Here is a 16,643-nt window from a genome sequence, read left to right as displayed (position 1 = left end):
GGGACGGCGAAGCCGCCGATTCACCCGCGTTGATCAGCGGAAAAGATTTCCGATCCCGGACACGACCGAATTGCCTGATCCGGCAAGCGGGTTGTCGGAAACCATGTAGGTCCACGTGGCGGAAGGCCGGGCGAGGCCGTTGTCGGCAAGATGTGCCCCAGCGTCGTCGATAAGCACTGTGTTAAACGTCTCCACAGCCTCGTCGACGGCGCGCTGCGCCACGCTCTTGAACTCGCGCACCGCTATGCGGTGATACTCGTCGATCGGCGTTTCGCGGGCAATCGCGCGCAGGTGAATGGATTCGCGCACGTCATCCATGACGGCCAGGTGCTCCGCCCACTCATTGTCCAGGTGGAAGAGCATGATGTCCCGGGCGGCCTGCTCCCGCACGCCCTCGTCGAGCTCACTCAACGTCGAGGCCTTCTCCGGTGCGCGTTGAGACAGTTCCTCCCACGCGAGCGGGGTATCTAGCAGACGTGCGCGGCGCTCATCGAAAATATCGCGCTGATCGGCGAGCAGCTGGTTGTACTTCCACGTCTGAGCATGGATTTCCAACAGCTGGCCCTCAGTGACCCGCTGGCAATGCGCGACAAAGTTGGCGATCCGGTTCGAGGTGATCCGCCCCAACTCATCCGGCTGCGCGGTAATGGACTCACCGGAGCCACCAGAGACCACGACATCGTCCTCCAAGGAGACGAAAAACAGTGACAGGCCCGGGTCACCCTGTCGGCCAGCCCGACCACGCAGCTGATTATCCAACCGCACGGTTCGGTGACGGGAAGTACCAATAACAGCGAGTCCACCAAGCGTGGCGACGCCGTCGTGGTCCCGCTCATCCGCCCCGCCGAGGCGGATGTCGGTTCCCCGGCCCGCCATCTGCGTCGAAACCGTCACCCGGCCCAGGTCGCCTGCCTCAGCAACGATCCGGGCCTCTTCCGCATCATTCTTGGCGTTGAGCACATTGACCTCGATGCCCCGCTCACTTAGAGCTTCCGCCAAGGCCTCGGACTCAGCGACGTCGTGGGTGCCCACGAGGACCGGCTGGCCATTGGTGTGCAACAGGGTGATCTCCTCGACGATGGCCCGATTCTTCTCCGCCGCCGTGGCGTAGATCCGATCGGCCTCATCGAAGCGCTGGAGCTCCTTATTCCTCTCGATCTCCGAAACGTGCAGGCCATAGAATTGCCGCAACTGATCCGTGGCCTCGACAGCGGTGCCGGTCATCCCGCACACCATGGGGTAACGCCGCATGAGGGCCTGCAACGTAATCGTGTCGAGGATCCTTCCGCCCTCGGTGACGTCCAAGCCCTCCTTAGCCTCCACGGCGGCCTGAAGGCCGTCGGGCCAACGCTGAAGATCGGCGACACGGCCCCGCGAGGCGTCGATAAGCGCAACCTTGCCATCATCCACCAGATAGTGAATATCACGAATAAGCAGGGCTTTCGCATGCAAAGCGAGATTGACGCGGACGAGGGTGGTCCCAATATGCTCATCGTCATACAGCGAAGAAATACCCAAAGCCCCCTCCACTCGCGTCGCGCCGGCATCGGTGAGGAACACGTTCCGGCGATCATCGTCGATGGAATAGTGCTCGGTTTCACGCAGTGTGCGCACGACCTCGGTGATCTTCCCAGTGGTCTCCACCCCCGGCTGGCTACCCGCGAGAACGAGAGGCACGAGGGCCTCATCCACCAGCACCGAATCCGCCTCGTCGACCAGGGCGACGTCTGCTGGGGCCTGCACGGCGTCACGACGGCGGGTGACCTGCTGATCGCGCAACACATCAAACCCGATCTCATTGACCGGGCCATAGATAACGTCGCTGGCGTATACCCGACGGCGTTCCTCCGGGCCCAACTTCTCCGTGATAGCGCCGACGCTCAGCCCAAAGAAGGACACGAGAGGCTGCATCCACTCCGCGTCACGCCCAGCAAGATAATCATTAATGGTGATGAGGTGGACGCGCTTGCCCATGAGGCCAAACCCCGTCGCCGCCATCGCCCCGACCAAGGTCTTGCCCTCGCCGGTGGCCATCTGAATGACATCGCCCTCCAGGAGGCGCAACACCGCCTGCGACTGGACCGGGAACGGCGCCAGACCCAGCGTGCGTTCCGACGCCACCCCCAACACAGCGAGGAACTCCGCCGGATCCGAGAGAGTGCCACCGGCAGTGAGGTCACGGGCCCGCTGAGCCAAGGCAGCATCATCGAGGTGCGACAACTCCGCCGTGCGGGCTGAAGCATCCTCGACGATCGCCACACTCCGCTTTTGGTTTCGCGACTGCTGCGCCCCCATTGCCTTCCAGAACCAATTGAAAGCCAAGGACCCACTCCTTATGAATTGCTGCTTAAACCGTCTCTTTCACAGTAGTTTAAGCAGACTCAACTACCATGAGCGCATGCATTCTCTGAGCGTGACATTGCCCTCCAGCACAAGCACCACGATGGCCGGCACGATTGATTTTCCAGACTCTACGCCCATCGCCTATGCAGTTTTCGCCCACTGTTTCACCTGTTCACGTTTCGCTCCGGCCGCCTCCCGCGTGTGCAAGACCCTCGCCGAGCACGGCATCGCGGCCCTTCGCTTCGACTTCCCCGGTCTCGGGCAGTCCGAGGGAGAGTTCGCCGACACCTGCTTTAGCCAAAACGTCGCCGATATCATCGCCGCCTCTGATTGGCTAACAGAAAACTACGAGGCACCTCAGCTCCTCGTCGGCCATTCCCTGGGCGGTGCCGCCGTCCTCAAAGCAGCGACGAAACCTGAGATGGTCTCCATCAACGCCGTGGCCACGATGGGCGCGCCTTTCGATCCCGCGCATGCGGTCCTCCACTTCGCCGATCGAGTGAAGGATGCCGACGAGGACGGTTCCGTCACCGTTGTCCTCGGCGGTCGCGACATCGTCATCTCGCGTGAGTTCCTCGAAGACCTCGCCGACACCGACCCGCAGCAGTACCTGCCCACCCTGCGCAAGCCGCTCATGCTGCTGCACTCCCCCGTCGACCAAACCGTCGGGATTGAAAACGCCCAGAACATCTTCCGCCTCACCCGCTACCCGAAGTCCCTGGTCAGCATCGACAAGGCCGATCACCTCTTCACCCGCGGCACCACGGCTCAACGCGCCGGCCGCCTCATCGCCGAATGGGCCCGCCCCTACCTCAAGCCAACGCAGGTCCCCTCCCCCGTGTCCGACGGGCAAGCCGTAGCAACCATCGCCGCCGGCACCCGCCTCGGATCAGTAGTCCGAACCTCGCGCGAGGCGATCGTCACCGACCGCCCCAAGGGAAACGGCGGGAAAGGCGCTGGCGTCAGCGCCCTGGAACTGCTCATGTCCGCCCTCGCCTCAGCCACCTCCGAGGCCGTCCGCGCCGCCGCTCGTGGCATGAAGCTTGACGACGTCCGCGTCACCGTCATCCACGTCCTCGACACCACCTTCGAACGCAAGGTGGAACTCATCGGCACGCTCACCACGGCACAGCGCCGCGAGCTTCTCGACGCCGCCGCCTCCACCGACATCCAGGGCATGCTGTCCGGGGCCAACATCATGGACGTCTCAGCATGACCTTTCCTCCAGATCGCCGGTGCCCCTGCGGGACTGGCCTGACCTACGAACAGTGCTGCGGCAAATACCACGCCGGGGCCCTCGCCCCCACCGCAGAAACGCTCATGCGCTCCCGCTTCACTGCCTTCGTCACCCGCGACGCCGACTACCTCCTGCGCACCTGGGACCCCGACACCCGACAGTTCGAACTCACCTTGGTCGACCTACCCATTACCTTCTACCGACTTGACATCCTCGACGTCGTCGACGGCGGACCCCTCGATACACAAGGCATCGTCGAGTTCGAGGCGTTCTTCAAAGGCGATCCCCCAGGAAGCCAACGGGAACGCTCAACCTTCCGCCGCATCAACGGCCAGTGGTATTACTCCAACGGTGCAGTCTCCTAAAAATGCTTCATGAACAGCAGATTCGTCATTTCAGATGACACTGTTGTAACCTAAACGAGTTGCAAAATGCTGCAACGGCGGACTGTGGCGCAGTTTGGTAGCGCACTACACTGGGGGTGTAGGGGTCGCAGGTTCAAATCCTGTCAGTCCGACAAACAGCAGGTCAGAGCATATAAACAGGCTCTGGCCTGTTTTATTATTCGGTTGTTTTCGCTCCTCAGGGCGTTTTTAACGTTACAACGTGCCCACGGCATCATCAGCCGCCTGCTGCGCTGCGGGCGCCACTTATGGCACGTATATGGCACGGAATCCGCACTTGCCCATCCCGGCTTCTCCTGACTGCGAACTTCAGACAAAGTACACCACGGGGGTAGGTTGCCCTCCTCGTCATTCGGAGGCAGCTTTCCGGTGACTATCTGGATCTAAATAGCCATCAATAGGTGAACTTCAAAATGAATCGGAGTCCGGGAAGCATTGGCTATGGAATAGCACTGCCCCGCCAGCGTGGAAGTCTTGCTGCTGATGGCGTGCAGCGCTAGTAGCCGCCTCGGCGGTCAACTATCAAAAGGACGTCCCCACTCAGAGCAATTAGAACGCTCGCTAGGTGGTGGTGGTTTCTCCGGTTCGCCTTGCTCTCTCCTCTGAGCCTGAGACTCCGACCGAATCCTCGCCCTGCGCTTGCTGATGCGTTGGGACACCGTCTGCATCCACCGCCGCTCACTAGGAGCTAGTGGGCCGTCTCCTTCGGACTCCGCCCACGACCCATCATCAAACAGAAAATACTTCCGCCTCGTCACCGGATCCAACACATAAGTCACCCGCCGGTCAGTTTTCATCCCATGATGCTTCACACACAACGGCGCAAGGTTTGCTGCCGTCGTGGGCCCACCATCAGCATGATTCACCCGATGATCCATCTGCGCCCGATGAGCCGGAGTATCACACCCACCCACCGCACACGACCCATCCAGACCAACCACCAGGCAACGAATATCAGCCGGGGTCGCATACGCAGACGAAACCTTTTGGGCGATCGCATCAAGATCAATCTCCGCATCCACCCGGTTCAGCAGATCCTCAGTCTGCTTAAGCGTCAGATACCCCACCCCAGACACCCACCCCGGCGCCGTCGGGATATCCGACGCCCGATACAGGTTAAGGGTGACATTCGTTGCCCCCTCCCCCCTAATCAACGCTACGAGTGCCTCCGCCTGGCTAACCCCATGAATAATCGCATACCTGCGGACCCGGAGGTCTATCTCTTGGGCGGTGATCCCATCAAGATCAGCATGCAACAGACCCCGGCCATCCTGGAAGGCTATTGAGACACTATCAACCGGTGGTGGTGCGGGATCCTCAGCAGAGATCGAATCATCAAGCATCGTGATGATCGCGTTCAGACGGTTTTTGATCTTGCCTGCCGTCGGCAGAATCTGATTCGCCCGGGTGGGAGTCAAAAACTCTGCTAGTTCAGTATCAATGAGATCGAGGTGCTCTAACACAGTCGTGTCTGCTTTGCACAGGACACTATCAATGACCTTCAGCCGTGGGAGGTCAAGATGGAAGTGCTGCTCTTGGACTGCCTTTAACTGTGGCAGTTCGTTGAGGCGATGGTGAGCACTGATCGAAGACATCAGGAACTGATCCCCACGCCCCAACGAACGCCGCAACCGAGCAAGCACCATGTCGATGTCCTCATCATCACCGGGCAGGACTGATTGCCACAGCTCGTGGTCTTCTTGGCGCATCTGTGTTCCCCGACGAGCAACAGGATCATCAGGTGAACTAACAGCGTAGTAGTGCTGGGGGCGGGCAAGTATCTCTTTAAGGTGCGCCTCCACCAGTGACATGCTGGTGTCGAGAGAAAGCGCTCGTGGCTTTCCTGAGTAGACAATCTCAATACTCACGTGCGTTCACCCCCCTACCCTTCGCTTGCGTGTTCTAACCTCAATGTTAGAACACATCATCGATCCAAGCAAGGGGTAGAGGCAACTTTCCGAGAAATTCTCTACTGCCGTCATGGGGACGGAAACCTGCGCCGCTGGGGTCTGCTGCACGATCAGGTGACAGTGGTTAGTCACGCAGCCTGATCGGCTGGTGTGGTCATGATTGTCTCGAACTCGATCGGGGTCAAGCGGCCTAGGCGGTCCTGTCTGCGGCGTCGGTGGTAGGTCCTCTCGATCCAGGTAACGATGGCGATCCGGAGCTCTTCTCGGCTGGCCCATGCGCGGCGGTCGAGGACGTTCTTCTGCAGGAGTGCGAAGAAGCTCTCCATGGCTGCGTTGTCCCCGCACGCACCGACGCGGCCCATGGATCCGGTCATGTCGTGAATGCCCAGAGCGCGCACGAATTTCCGGCTACGGAACTGAGACCCGCGGTCGGTGTGGACCACGCAGCCGGCCACGTCGCCGCGGCGGGCGACCGCGTTGTTGAGGGCAGCCACGGCTAGGCGGGACTTCATCCGCGAATCGATCGAGTACCCCACGATCCGGTTGGAGTAGACATCCTTGAACGCACAGAGGTAGAGCTTGCCCTCATTGGTCCAGTGCTCGGTGATATCGCCGATCCACAATTCGTTCGCGCCATCGGCCTTGAACTCGTGCCGGGTTCTGCCCTCCTCATCGGTGACGGCGCAGAGGTCATCGTGGACCGGTGGACCGGGCTTCTTACCGTTCTTGCCGCGTTTCTTCCCGAACACCGACCACCAGCGGTTGTCTGAGCAGATCCGCCACGCAGTGCGCGCTGCCATCGGTTGACCGAGATCGCGGGCCTCATCCACCAAATAGCGGTAGCCGAACTCGGGATCATCCCGGTGGGCGTCGAACAAGGCATTGGCACGGTAAGCCTCATTCAGCTCTGCATCGGTGATCGGGTCCGCCAGCCACCGGTAGTAGGGCTGGCGAGCAAGATTGAGCACCCGACACGTCACCGTGACGGGGACACCGTCCACGGCCAACTCACGAACGAGCGGGTACATCATTTTCCCGGCAGATTGGCCTGCGAGAGATACGCCGCGGCACGGCGGAGGACCTCGTTCTCCTGCTCCAAGAGACGGATCCTCTTCTTGGCGTCGCGCAGTTCAGCCGACTGAACCTGAGTCGAGCCCAACACTTCACCGTCCTCGAGGTCAGCCTTCTTCAGCCACGAGTACAGGGTAGTGAAGTGGACCCCGAAGTCCTTGGCGATCTGGGAGAGCTCGACACCGGGCTCACGATTCCGTGCGACACGGACAACGTCATCGCGGAACTCTTTGGGATAGGGCTTGGTCACGGTGTACATCCTTCCAGCCCAACCATCTGATTAGGCTGCTCGGTTGTCACCTGATCGTGCAGCAGACCCCTGGGTTACCTTGATTGGCCGCACTGCATCGAGCGCGATCAGCCGCGCCTCCTGCTCTTCAACTGAGAATCGCGGCGTATCCCAAGGGACTAGACCGATGTAGATGAATAGGTCGAGACTGTCGTCTTCGAACGGCATTCGCCGGTCACTCTCCGAGTCATACCTGAGGAGATCGACGACCCTCGTAGTGATTGTCTTTCTTGCCGGACAATTGCCGTCGGCGAGCAAAGCCCGCAACCGCTCACCGCCTACTGTGCCCAGGTCGAGGATCGTGTGGGCCTTGGTGCTCGCAGATCGGCAATCCTCTTCGAAATCCCACTAGGGCTCGTCAGCGCGTAGACGCGCGTCAAGTGCTGAAAAGTCCCAGCCGACCATCTTTGACTAAACGTACGCCCGCTTCCACTCTTCGAACCTTTCGCAAGTCGTCGTGCTCGCGTCGTCCTGCAATACACACCCGCTCCTCATTGCCCGCGCCTAGCAGTGTCTGCGGAGAACTTCTTCACGCGCGCTAAATCGGAGCCGGCCTCCAAGGTTCGGAAGCCTGATGCTGCCCATGTGAGTGACGGGTGCGCTTACAAATCCTCGGCTAGCCCAGGAAGGCCTTATCAGAGAGCGTCGCTCCCTTGATGTTGGCAAATTCTTGGAGGAGGTCGCGAACGGTGAGCTTGGCCTTGTGCTCGGCGCTGGCTTCGTAGACGATCTGGCCTTCGTGCATCATGATCAGGCGGTTACCTAGTCGCAGGGCCTGTTCCATGTTGTGGGTAACCATGAGGGTAGTGAGGTTTCCCTCGGCGACGATGCGTTCGGTCAGGGCGGTGACCAGGTCGGCGCGTTGGGGGTCGAGGGCTGCGGTGTGCTCGTCGAGAAGCATGATGCGCGGGTTGGTAAACCCGGCCATGAGGAGGGACAGTGCCTGGCGTTGGCCGCCAGAGAGGAGGCCCACTTTGGCACTGAGGCGGTCCTCGAGGCCCAGTTCGAGGGAGGCGAGGTGGTCGATGAACTCGGCGCGTCGTTTTGCAGTGAGGCTGAGCCCGAGGCCACGGCTCTTCCCGCGCAGCCATGCGAGGGAAAGATTCTCTTCGATGGTGAGGTTCGGAGCGGTGCCGGCTAGCGGGTCCTGAAAAACGCGGCCGACGTAGCGGGCGCGCTTGTATTCGGGGAGTTTGTTGACTCGCTTGCCGTCGATGATGACGTCGCCAGAGTCGACGAAGAGCCGTCCGGCGACGGCGTTGAGCAGGGTTGACTTGCCTGCGCCGTTGGAGCCGATGACGGTGACAAAGTCGCCCTCGTCGAGTTGTAGAGACAAATCGTTCAGCGCGACCCGTTCGTTGACGGTGCCCGGGAAGAAGGTCTTGGTAATTCCGTTGACTTGCAGCATGTCAGGCTCCCTTCGCTGCCAGGGCGGGCTCGGGCGCGCGGACGGCTCGGGACTTGGGCTTCCCGCTGACCATCGCTTTGAACCGTGGGAGGAGCAGCGCCACGATCACCAGTAAGGCCGTAATGAGCTTCATGTCGTTGGGGTTGAGGCCAACCTGGAGCGCGGCGAAGATGATGAGGCGGTAGATCACGGCACCGACGATGACGGCGTAGACGGCGAGCCAGAGGTTGCGCTGGCCGAAGATCGCCTGGCCCATGATGACGGATGCGAGGCCGACGAGGATGAGGCCAATGCCCATGGAGATGTCGGAGAAGCCTTGGTACTGGGCAATGAGCGCGCCGCACATGCCGACAAAGCCGTTGGACAATGCGAGGGTGAGGGTCTTGGTGAAGTCGGTGGAGACACCGAAAGAGGTGATCATTTGGCCGTTGTCGCCGGTGGCGCGCAGCGACAGCCCGAGGTCGGTCTTCAAGAAACCGACAACGAGCGCGCCGAGCACCGCCATGATCACTGCCAGTCCCCCGATGCCACCCCAGGTGTTGAGCAGTCCGGCCTCACGCAGCGGGGTGAATAACGTCTCTTGGCGCAACAGGGGGATGTTGGCGCTGCCCATGATCCGCAGGTTGATGGACCACAGGGCGATCATGGTGAGGATGCCAGCCAGCAGGCCGTCGATGCGTCCCTTGGTGTGCAGCAAGCCGGTGACGCCACCGGCAATGAAGCCGGTGCCAAAACCGGCGAGCGTAGCGAGGGCGGGATGCCAACCGTTGAGGATACCGACGGCGGCGGTGGCCGCGCCCGTCGTAAAGCTGCCGTCGACCGTCAGGTCGGGGAAGTTAAGCACACGGAACGTCAGGAAGACGCCGAGTGCCATGACCCCATAAATTAGGCCGACTTCGACCGCGCCGATCATACGGTTTCGGCCTCGCTGAGGATCTCGGCGGGAATGGTGACACCCTGGCGGGTAGCGGCATCCTCGTTGATGATGTAGGAGAACTCGGTGGCGGTCTCCACGGGCATGGTGGCCGGGTCAGCGCCATCCTGCAGGATGCGCAGGGCCATCTCGCCGGTCTGGCGGCCGAGCTCGCGGTAATCAATACCCAAGGTGGCTACGGCGCCACCCTCCACGGTGCCAGCTTCCGCACCGATGACCGGGATCTGCTTCTGCTCAGCGATCTGGATGAGGGAAGCGATGCCGGAGACAACCATGTTGTCGGTGGGAACGTAGATCGCGTCGACGTCGCCCAGTGCCTCCACTGCCTGCTGGATCTCATTGACCGTGGTGACGGTCTGGGTCTTGACCTCCAGGTCGAACGGGCCAGAGGCCTCCTTGACGGCGTCGACCTGGACCTGGGAGTTGACCTCGCCCGAGGCGTAGACGATGCCCACGGACTTGGCATCGGGAACGAGCTGCTTGAGCAACTCCAGCTGGGCGTCGATCGGCGCAGCATCGGAGGTGCCGGTGACGTTTCCACCCGGGGCGTCGTTGGACTCCACGAGATCGGCGGACTCAGCATCGGTCACCGCGGTGAACAGCACGGGAAGGGTGGTGATGTTCTGGGCAGTTGCCTGAGCGGCCGGCGTAGCAACCGCCAGCACGAGGTCCTTGTTGGAGTTGGCGAACTGCTGCGCGATGGTCAACGCGGTGGACTGCTCGCCGTTGGCGTTCTGCTCGTCGAATGTGACGTCAACACCAGCCTCGTCGAAGGCCTCCTTAAAGCCGGCAGTCGCGGCGTCGAGCGCGGGGTGCTGCACGAGCTGGTTAATGCCGATGGAGTAGGACTCCCCGCCAGCATTGTCGGAGCCCGAGGCGTCGGAGGAAGAGCTGCCCGAGCCGGAGGAGCAAGCGGTGAGGGTGAGGGCCACGGCGGCAGTGATGCCGGCCAGCGCCCGGGAAGTGCGGGAGGAGAACATGCGGTAGTCCTTCACAGTCAGATTTCCAACAAAGTAGTGATCTAATACGCACATCAATCTACTTTGCGCACCCGTCACACGGTACTGCGCCCCCGCTTAGCTCCCCCCGCGCACGCTCATCTCCCCAGGTTCTTCCATCGGCGGTGGCGAAGGTTCGCGCACGACGAGGCCACCGGGATCGATGCTGATTGTGAAGGCTGTTACTTCGCCGATGTCGTCGCCATCGACCTCGAACATCTCGGGGTGCTTGACGGAAACCTCAAGGTGGGTTCCGGTGAGGTAGCGCAGGGAACTGAGGTCCTGGGATCCGCCGGTGACAGGGCTGTCGTTGCGGCTGAGGCCGCGTCGGATTTTCTCGCCCGCCTGGTGGATGAGCTTGCCGGCAATGCGGGCCCAGCCGAACACTCCGGTCGGCCGGATGATCACCAGATCGAAGATCCCATCAGTGGCCTGAGCATCGGGCAGCAACGGCAGACCGCCCACCAGTTCCCCACAGTTTCCCACGATGAGGGAATGCACTCGGGTTTTCTCACGCCCATCACCGTCAAGGCGATAGGCCAATCGAATTCGGTTGCCGCCCGCCAGGGACTTGGCAATAGCCACCCCGTAGGCGAGGAAACCGACCTTTTTCTTCAGGTCATCGTCGGTATTGACGATCATCTGCGCATCAATTCCCACCCCGGCCATCACGACGAAATCAAAAGTCTCGTTCGACCCATCCGCCCTGGTGACCTCGGCGCTGCACAGGTCAATCGCGGTATCTCGGCCCCCGAAAACCGTATCGATGGCCTCATCCATATCCAGCGGCAGCTTCAAGTTGCGCGCCAACAGGTTGCCAGTCCCCTGCGGAATGACGCCTAACGACGCCCCGGTGTCCCGCAGCCCCGCCGCCGCGGCCCGCACGGTCCCATCCCCGCCGCACACCGCGACCATCGTCGCGCCCGCCGCAACGGCGTCGCGGGCCTGCCCCTCGCCCGGATCGTCTTCGGTGGTCTCGTACCAGTCCACCTCTCCCCACCCATGCTTATCGACGGCCGCCCCTACCGCAGCTTTCAGCTCATCGAGCTCAACCTTCGCAGGATGGTAAACGACGGCGGCGCGTTGCTTCGGCACAGGAGTACTCATAAGCGCCAAGCTACACACCGAAGAAGGAACGGACCTCGGCGGTAGCTCCTTGCGGCCAGACGTGTTCACCCCCGCCCACGCGCAGGTGGCTCAACGGCATCTCGCATCCCTGCCAATGCTGCTCAATCTCATTCGTGCTGCGACGGACGATGACGGACTCATCGCAGCCGTTGCGTTTAGCCACCTCACTGAGCACCTCGGGCACCGCCTCGTAGTCCGTCCCGTGGCGGCGGCCTCCGTAATAGTTGATGGTCTGATCGTGAGTTCCATGAATATCGAGCCAGGCGACGGGGGTGTGCGAACAATCTTTCATAATCGCCGTGTAATACGCGGCTCCCACTGGAGCGACGGCGGTGATGGTGTCGGGCATTTGGCAGGAAAGGAAGGCGGCAAATCCCCCACCGTTGGAGAAACCAGCGGCGAAAATTCGCCGATGATCGACAGTGAATCGCTTGTCCACCTCGCCGAGGATGGTCCGCACGAAGCCGAGGTCCTCTGTGCTGGAGGTCTTGGCGTAGGGGGCGGGCGCCCAAGCTTTGTCCACGCCATCGGCAAACACGACGATCGCCCGAGCCTTATCCAGCTGCGTCACGTCTCTCATGTTTTGCGCATCTTGGCCCCAGCCGTGGAATGCGAGAATGACGGGCCAGGCCCGGGTGCTGTCGTACCCGGGTGGCGTGGAAATGAGGTAGGAGCGCTTCTTTCCTTCCGAGTTCGTAATCACCCGGTCAATCGACCCGGCATTGACCTCCTGGGCCAAGGGGGCAGCCGTGGTAGCGGGAGCCGACGGTTCAGCGGCGATAATGCGTGAGGCATCTCCGATGGTGCAACCGGTCACCATCACGCACAGGGCCGCGAGGAGGACGGCGACGCGCCTCACGATTCGCGTCCCTTCGACCAGGCCGCCCACAGGTCGGTGTAGCGGCCGCCGCGTGAGACGAGCTCGGAGTGGGTGCCTTCCTCGACAATGCGGCCCTCATCCATAACAGCGATCCTATCGGCGCGGGCTGCCTGATCAAGTCGGTGGGCGATGACCAAGGCAGCCCGATCCCGAGTGACCTCCTCGGCGGCGGCCTCTAGTTCTCCGGCGCTGGCCGATCCGGCCTCGGCGGTGGCCTCGTCCATGACCACGACCTTGGGGTCGAGCAACAGAATCCGTGCCAGCGCCAATTGCTGCGCGGCGACCGGCTCGAGCTGGTGCCCCCGCGCTCCGACCTCGGTATCTAAGCCATCGACAAGGGAGTCGAACCACTCAGCGTGGACCCGCCCGAGGGCTGCCGTGAGCTCGGCGTCGGTGGCATCCGGTTTGGCCAGCGTGAGATCCTCGCGCAGAGTGCCGGAGAAAACGTGAACATCCTGGGAGATCATCGCCAGGCGGGCGACCCGCTCGGCGTCGGAAAGCTCGGACACGGCGACCCCATCGACGGTGACGGTGCCTTCGTCGGGGACCCGCAGCCCCGCGACCAGAGCGGCAACCGTGGTCTTACCGGCGCCAGAGGCACCCACCAGAGCGAGAGTCTCGCCAGGACGAATGCTCAGGGAAACGTCCTTGACGGCCCACCCGCCATCGTCATAGGCAAAGCTGACATCCTCCATGAGGACCTCACCGACCGGGGCTGCCGCACCGGAATCAGGCACGGGCGCTGGTGGGTCGATGACAACTCCGACGATGCGGGACAGGGAGGCGTAGCCGGACTGCACGGTATCGAGCACCCGCATCGTCATCATCAGCGGCCCGCGCAGGCGAATGAGCATGAGCATCGCCGAAGTGACCTCACCCACCGACAAAATCCCCTGGTTGACCACGTGATAGCCCACGAGCAGACCACCGGCCAAGATGAGGAATTCACCAATGGACATCCACACTTGCAAGACGATCATGGTCATGCGGGCGGCGTAACCGTTATCCACCACCGCTTGAGAAGTGACGCGGATCCTTTCGTGCATGTCCGCTTCCATGCGGTAGGCGCGAACAGTATCCCGACCGTGGATGGCCTCCAGGAGCTTGCGGGCACGATCGGCCATCGACGCACGCTCGGCGGCAAACCGGCCAGGAGCCACCGCCAGATAGCGGCGGGACGCCACGTAATAGAGCGGAGCCACCACCACGAGGATGATGAGGAACTGCCAGTTCAGTGACACCAACGCGACAGCGGTAGCAGCGATGACGAACAACGAGCTGCTGAGGATGGGAACAGTTTCCGTCACCGCGGAGGACAACACGGCGACATCATCAGTCGAACGCGACACGAGGTCGCCAGTTCCCGCATCCTCGACGCGGTGCACCGGCAGGCTCAGCGCCGTGCCCACCATGTCCTCACGCAAATGGGCGATAACCCGTTCGCTCAGCTTGGACACGACGTAAAAACCCGCCGCACTGAAAAAAGCCCCCGCGATTGCCGCCAGAACTAGGTAGACGGTGACTCTGACGAGGCCGGTGCCGCCGCCGATAACGATGTCGACCATACGGCCAAGCAACCATGGCACTGCGACCGTCGCGGCCGCGCCGAGGCTGAGCAACACGAGCGCATAGAAGGCCCGCACGCGCGCGCCGGGAACACGCGCGATCTGGCGACCCACCTCGCGCCGGACCTCGTTGAGGTTGGCCAACGGGAAACGCAACTGCGTGCTCATAGCTTCACCTCGGCGGAGGATTCGAGGACGCGTTCGGCGACGGCCTTCCACGCGGGCGCATTTGTAAATACAATTGTGGGACGAGTACCCCGCCGTTCCGCTACCCGCTGTGAGATGGCGGCCTGCGTGACGGAGTCAACGGCCGTCGTCGGGTCCTCCAGAACGAGGACTTCTGGATCGGCGGCAATCGCCCGGGCGAGAGCGACTCGCTGACGCTGCCCACCCGAGAGATTCCTTCCATTCTCCCCCACCTCCCGCTCTGGGCCTCCGGGGATGTCCTCGGCCGAGGCGCAATGTAGCGCCGCCAGCGCCGTGGCACGGTCGGGGTGAATGTTGTCGAGGACGCTGCCGTCGAACAGGTCCGCCGTGTGGGGAGCGACGATGACCCGATCCCGCGGGGCAAGGATGATGTCGTCGGGTGCGTGATCAGTGACCACCGTCAACCCTGGGGGAAGTGCCGCCACCGAGGTCCGCTCTTCTGCGAGTGCGTAAGGCGCGCACAGTACTTCCTGGACGCGCGCGCCCGAGGCTTGAGCTGCAGCCCATCGAGAGGCGATGTTCTTGCCCAGCATCGTCATCGGAGTGATGATGAACTGCGTGAGACCAATGGCGGTGATGAGGTCTCCGATGGAAATCTGGCCGCCGATGGCCAACCAGGCGGCAGCGACCGCGATGCTGATGATGTACATGAAGCCCGCTGTATCGGTGATCGCGTCCAGCCGCGCCTCGGCCGCGTTGGCGTCCACGGTGCGATCATAGGCATCATCCGAAATCCCCTGGTAGCGACCATGAACGGTGGTCACTGCCCCAAGGCCCTTGAGGATGCGCAAGCCTTGGACGACATCAGTCGCAGCGGCGGCCGCCCGCGCCAACGCCGCCTGGCGACGGGCGGAACGCTTGCGCAGCGGCTTGGCGGCCCACAAGGCGATCCACACGAGCAGCGGCCCGCCGATGAACACCGCTACCCCGAGGGGCACGGAGATGGTGAGCATGACGATGCCGACGTAGAGAATCGAGGCCAGCTCCGCCACCGGGAACACCGTCATGAACACGGCATCAGCTATCCGCTGAGTATCTGAGGAAGCAATCGACAGCAGCTCACCGGCCGTGCGACGCCGGGGTCCGCCCATGCCGCGCGGATCCTGGATGCGGTCGGTGACCTCCATTCGCAGGTCATGGCCAATCACGAGGATCGCTCGGTTCATCAGGGCGCGTCCGAACCAGTTGGCGATCATGCCGACGACAAATACGGCGGCCAATGTTCCCAGCCACAGGAACAGTCGCTGGGCATCTAATTCCGCGATGGCCTCATCGATGGCCTTGCCGATGATGAGCGGCGAGAGACCATTGCTGAGGAAGCCAATTGCGACGCATATGCCCGCCGGAACAGTCCACTGCCAGCGTGACAGCACCGTCCGCGGCAACCAGTGTGGATCATTGGCCGCCGGGAGTCGTCGTGTCATGGGTAGCCATCTTAGACGACTAAGGTTGAGCTACGATGACCAGCTCACCCGCCTTTCGCCCCGCCTCTACCAAGGATGCGCCGACCTTTCTCGATAGCGCTCACCGCCACTTGTCGGCCTCTGCTTTTCGACGTGGCGCCGACACCTACGATGCGGTCCGCCCCGGCTATCCGCCGGAGGTCTCTGCTCTGGTTGCCGATTACCACCGGGTCCTCGACCTTGGCGCCGGCACCGGCAAGCTCACCGCCGATCTCATCGCAGGAGGGCACGAGGTGTTAGCCCTCGACCCCAGTGAAGACATGGTGCGGGTGCTTGCCCGTTTGGCCATCCCCGTGTGGCGGGCGACCGCGGAAGCTACATCGCTCGGTGTCTCGATTGATGCCGTGACCTGCGCCCAAACCTGGCACTGGGTCGATTCCGCCGCAGCCTGCGCGGAGCTGGACCGCATCGTCAGGCCGGGCGGTCGGGTCGTGTTGGCGTGGAACAACCTCGACGTTTCCCACCCGTGGATCCTGCGACTAGCTCGGATTATGCACTCGGGAGATATTCAGCGCCCAGGTTTCCTCCCCGAGGTCCACTCCCCGTGGGAGATCACCGAGGAGTTGCGCACCGGGTGGATCCAGCACTTGCGGGTAGAGCAGCTGTTCGACCTCATGGCCTCCCGCTCGTACTGGCTGCGCTCCAACGAGAAGGTCCGGGCGCGGATGACGGAGAATCTGCGCTGGTATCTCTTTGATCGCCTGGAGTACCACCCGGGCCAGCTGGTGGCTATCCCCTATCGGACGGACGCCTTCGTGCTCGAGCGCGCCGCCGCGTGACAACACTCCCCGCCAGCCCGGGGCGCA

At 62.4% G+C, this 16,643-nt stretch carries 13 protein-coding genes and 1 tRNA gene; 4 read left to right on the top strand and 10 right to left on the bottom strand.

Annotation, left to right across the window (positions count from 1 at the left end):
* Window positions 1-33 precede the first annotated feature (33 nt).
* Window positions 34-2,295 (bottom strand): accessory Sec system translocase SecA2, encoded by a 2,262-nt coding sequence (gene secA2 / locus CTEST_RS06320; protein ID WP_047253026.1) that lies wholly within the window; start codon window positions 2,293-2,295, stop codon window positions 34-36.
* 103 nt (window positions 2,296-2,398) lie between these two features.
* On the opposite strand from secA2, the gene CTEST_RS06315 reads away from it, so the two are divergent.
* The 3 genes from CTEST_RS06315 (at window position 2,399) to CTEST_RS06305 (ending at window position 4,097) form a co-directional block, all read left to right on the top strand.
* Complete coding sequence (locus tag CTEST_RS06315) at window positions 2,399-3,559, top strand: bifunctional alpha/beta hydrolase/OsmC family protein (protein WP_047253025.1); 1,161 nt, start codon at window positions 2,399-2,401, stop codon at window positions 3,557-3,559.
* Complete coding sequence (locus CTEST_RS06310; protein ID WP_047253024.1) at window positions 3,556-3,945, top strand: YchJ family protein; 390 nt, start codon at window positions 3,556-3,558, stop codon at window positions 3,943-3,945. Before CTEST_RS06315 ends, CTEST_RS06310 begins: the two co-directional genes overlap by 4 nt.
* A gap of 78 nt (window positions 3,946-4,023) precedes the next feature.
* Window positions 4,024-4,097 (top strand) — tRNA-Pro (locus tag CTEST_RS06305).
* A 402-nt stretch (window positions 4,098-4,499) separates the two neighbouring features.
* Here the strand turns inward: CTEST_RS06305 and CTEST_RS06300 are convergent.
* The 9 genes from CTEST_RS06300 to CTEST_RS06255 all read right to left on the bottom strand — a co-directional run bounded on the left by CTEST_RS06300 (window position 4,500) and on the right by CTEST_RS06255 (window position 15,798).
* Window positions 4,500-5,852, bottom strand: a complete 1,353-nt coding sequence (locus CTEST_RS06300) for an HNH endonuclease signature motif containing protein (RefSeq protein ID WP_144413236.1) — start codon at window positions 5,850-5,852, stop codon at window positions 4,500-4,502.
* Between the two features lie 170 nt (window positions 5,853-6,022).
* Window positions 6,023-7,215, bottom strand: a protein-coding gene (locus CTEST_RS06295) for an IS3 family transposase (RefSeq protein WP_407919233.1) whose coding sequence is annotated in 2 segments (ribosomal slippage) — window positions 6,023-6,928 and window positions 6,931-7,215 — 1,191 coding nt in all. Because the reading frame shifts where the segments join, the coding sequence is not laid out codon by codon here.
* A gap of 655 nt (window positions 7,216-7,870) precedes the next feature.
* Complete coding sequence (locus tag CTEST_RS06285) at window positions 7,871-8,662, bottom strand: ABC transporter ATP-binding protein (RefSeq protein ID WP_047253022.1); 792 nt, start codon at window positions 8,660-8,662, stop codon at window positions 7,871-7,873.
* A gap of 1 nt (window position 8,663) precedes the next feature.
* On the bottom strand, window positions 8,664-9,575 hold the full coding sequence (locus CTEST_RS06280) for an ABC transporter permease (RefSeq protein WP_047253021.1): 912 nt from the start codon (window positions 9,573-9,575) through the stop codon (window positions 8,664-8,666).
* Entirely contained in the window at window positions 9,572-10,576 is a 1,005-nt protein-coding gene (locus CTEST_RS06275) for an ABC transporter substrate-binding protein (protein ID WP_047253020.1), read from the bottom strand. The genes CTEST_RS06280 and CTEST_RS06275 overlap by 4 nt, the downstream gene beginning before the upstream one ends.
* A 96-nt stretch (window positions 10,577-10,672) precedes the next feature.
* Window positions 10,673-11,701, bottom strand: coding sequence for a diacylglycerol/lipid kinase family protein (locus CTEST_RS06270; RefSeq protein ID WP_047253019.1), 1,029 nt, complete (start codon window positions 11,699-11,701; stop codon window positions 10,673-10,675).
* A 10-nt stretch (window positions 11,702-11,711) separates the two neighbouring features.
* Entirely contained in the window at window positions 11,712-12,581 is an 870-nt protein-coding gene (locus tag CTEST_RS06265) for an alpha/beta hydrolase family esterase (protein ID WP_052844317.1), read from the bottom strand.
* A complete protein-coding gene (locus CTEST_RS06260) occupies window positions 12,578-14,335 on the bottom strand; it encodes an ABC transporter ATP-binding protein (protein WP_047253018.1) in 1,758 nt (585 codons plus the stop codon). The genes CTEST_RS06265 and CTEST_RS06260 overlap by 4 nt, the downstream gene beginning before the upstream one ends.
* Complete coding sequence (locus CTEST_RS06255) at window positions 14,332-15,798, bottom strand: ABC transporter transmembrane domain-containing protein (protein ID WP_047253017.1); 1,467 nt, start codon at window positions 15,796-15,798, stop codon at window positions 14,332-14,334. Before CTEST_RS06255 ends, CTEST_RS06260 begins: the two co-directional genes overlap by 4 nt.
* 35 nt (window positions 15,799-15,833) lie before the next feature.
* On the opposite strand from CTEST_RS06255, the gene CTEST_RS06250 reads away from it, so the two are divergent.
* Entirely contained in the window at window positions 15,834-16,616 is a 783-nt protein-coding gene (locus CTEST_RS06250; RefSeq protein ID WP_047253016.1) for a class I SAM-dependent methyltransferase, read from the top strand.
* Window positions 16,617-16,643: the final 27 nt, after the last annotated feature.

Origin of the sequence: Corynebacterium testudinoris, from assembly GCF_001021045.1 — a bacterium.
In the GTDB taxonomy this organism is placed as follows: domain Bacteria; phylum Actinomycetota; class Actinomycetes; order Mycobacteriales; family Mycobacteriaceae; genus Corynebacterium; species Corynebacterium testudinoris.
Note: the sequence above shows the minus strand (reverse complement) of the source record. Positions and strands in the feature narration are given on the sequence as shown.

What these genes read in the sequence shown, in the direction of transcription:
- secA2 (WP_047253026.1), bottom strand. Translation starts at nt 2,295, where the DNA reads ATGGGGGCGCAGCAGTCGCGAAACCAAAAGCGGAGTGTGGCGATCGTC.
- CTEST_RS06315 (WP_047253025.1), top strand. Translation starts at nt 2,399, where the DNA reads ATGCATTCTCTGAGCGTGACATTGCCCTCCAGCACAAGCACCACGATG.
- CTEST_RS06310 (WP_047253024.1), top strand. Translation starts at nt 3,556, where the DNA reads ATGACCTTTCCTCCAGATCGCCGGTGCCCCTGCGGGACTGGCCTGACC.
- CTEST_RS06285 (WP_047253022.1), bottom strand. Translation starts at nt 8,662, where the DNA reads ATGCTGCAAGTCAACGGAATTACCAAGACCTTCTTCCCGGGCACCGTC.
- CTEST_RS06280 (WP_047253021.1), bottom strand. Translation starts at nt 9,575, where the DNA reads ATGATCGGCGCGGTCGAAGTCGGCCTAATTTATGGGGTCATGGCACTC.
- CTEST_RS06275 (WP_047253020.1), bottom strand. Translation starts at nt 10,576, where the DNA reads ATGTTCTCCTCCCGCACTTCCCGGGCGCTGGCCGGCATCACTGCCGCC.
- CTEST_RS06270 (WP_047253019.1), bottom strand. Translation starts at nt 11,701, where the DNA reads ATGAGTACTCCTGTGCCGAAGCAACGCGCCGCCGTCGTTTACCATCCT.
- CTEST_RS06260 (WP_047253018.1), bottom strand. Translation starts at nt 14,335, where the DNA reads ATGAGCACGCAGTTGCGTTTCCCGTTGGCCAACCTCAACGAGGTCCGG.
- CTEST_RS06255 (WP_047253017.1), bottom strand. Translation starts at nt 15,798, where the DNA reads ATGACACGACGACTCCCGGCGGCCAATGATCCACACTGGTTGCCGCGG.
- CTEST_RS06250 (WP_047253016.1), top strand. Translation starts at nt 15,834, where the DNA reads ATGACCAGCTCACCCGCCTTTCGCCCCGCCTCTACCAAGGATGCGCCG.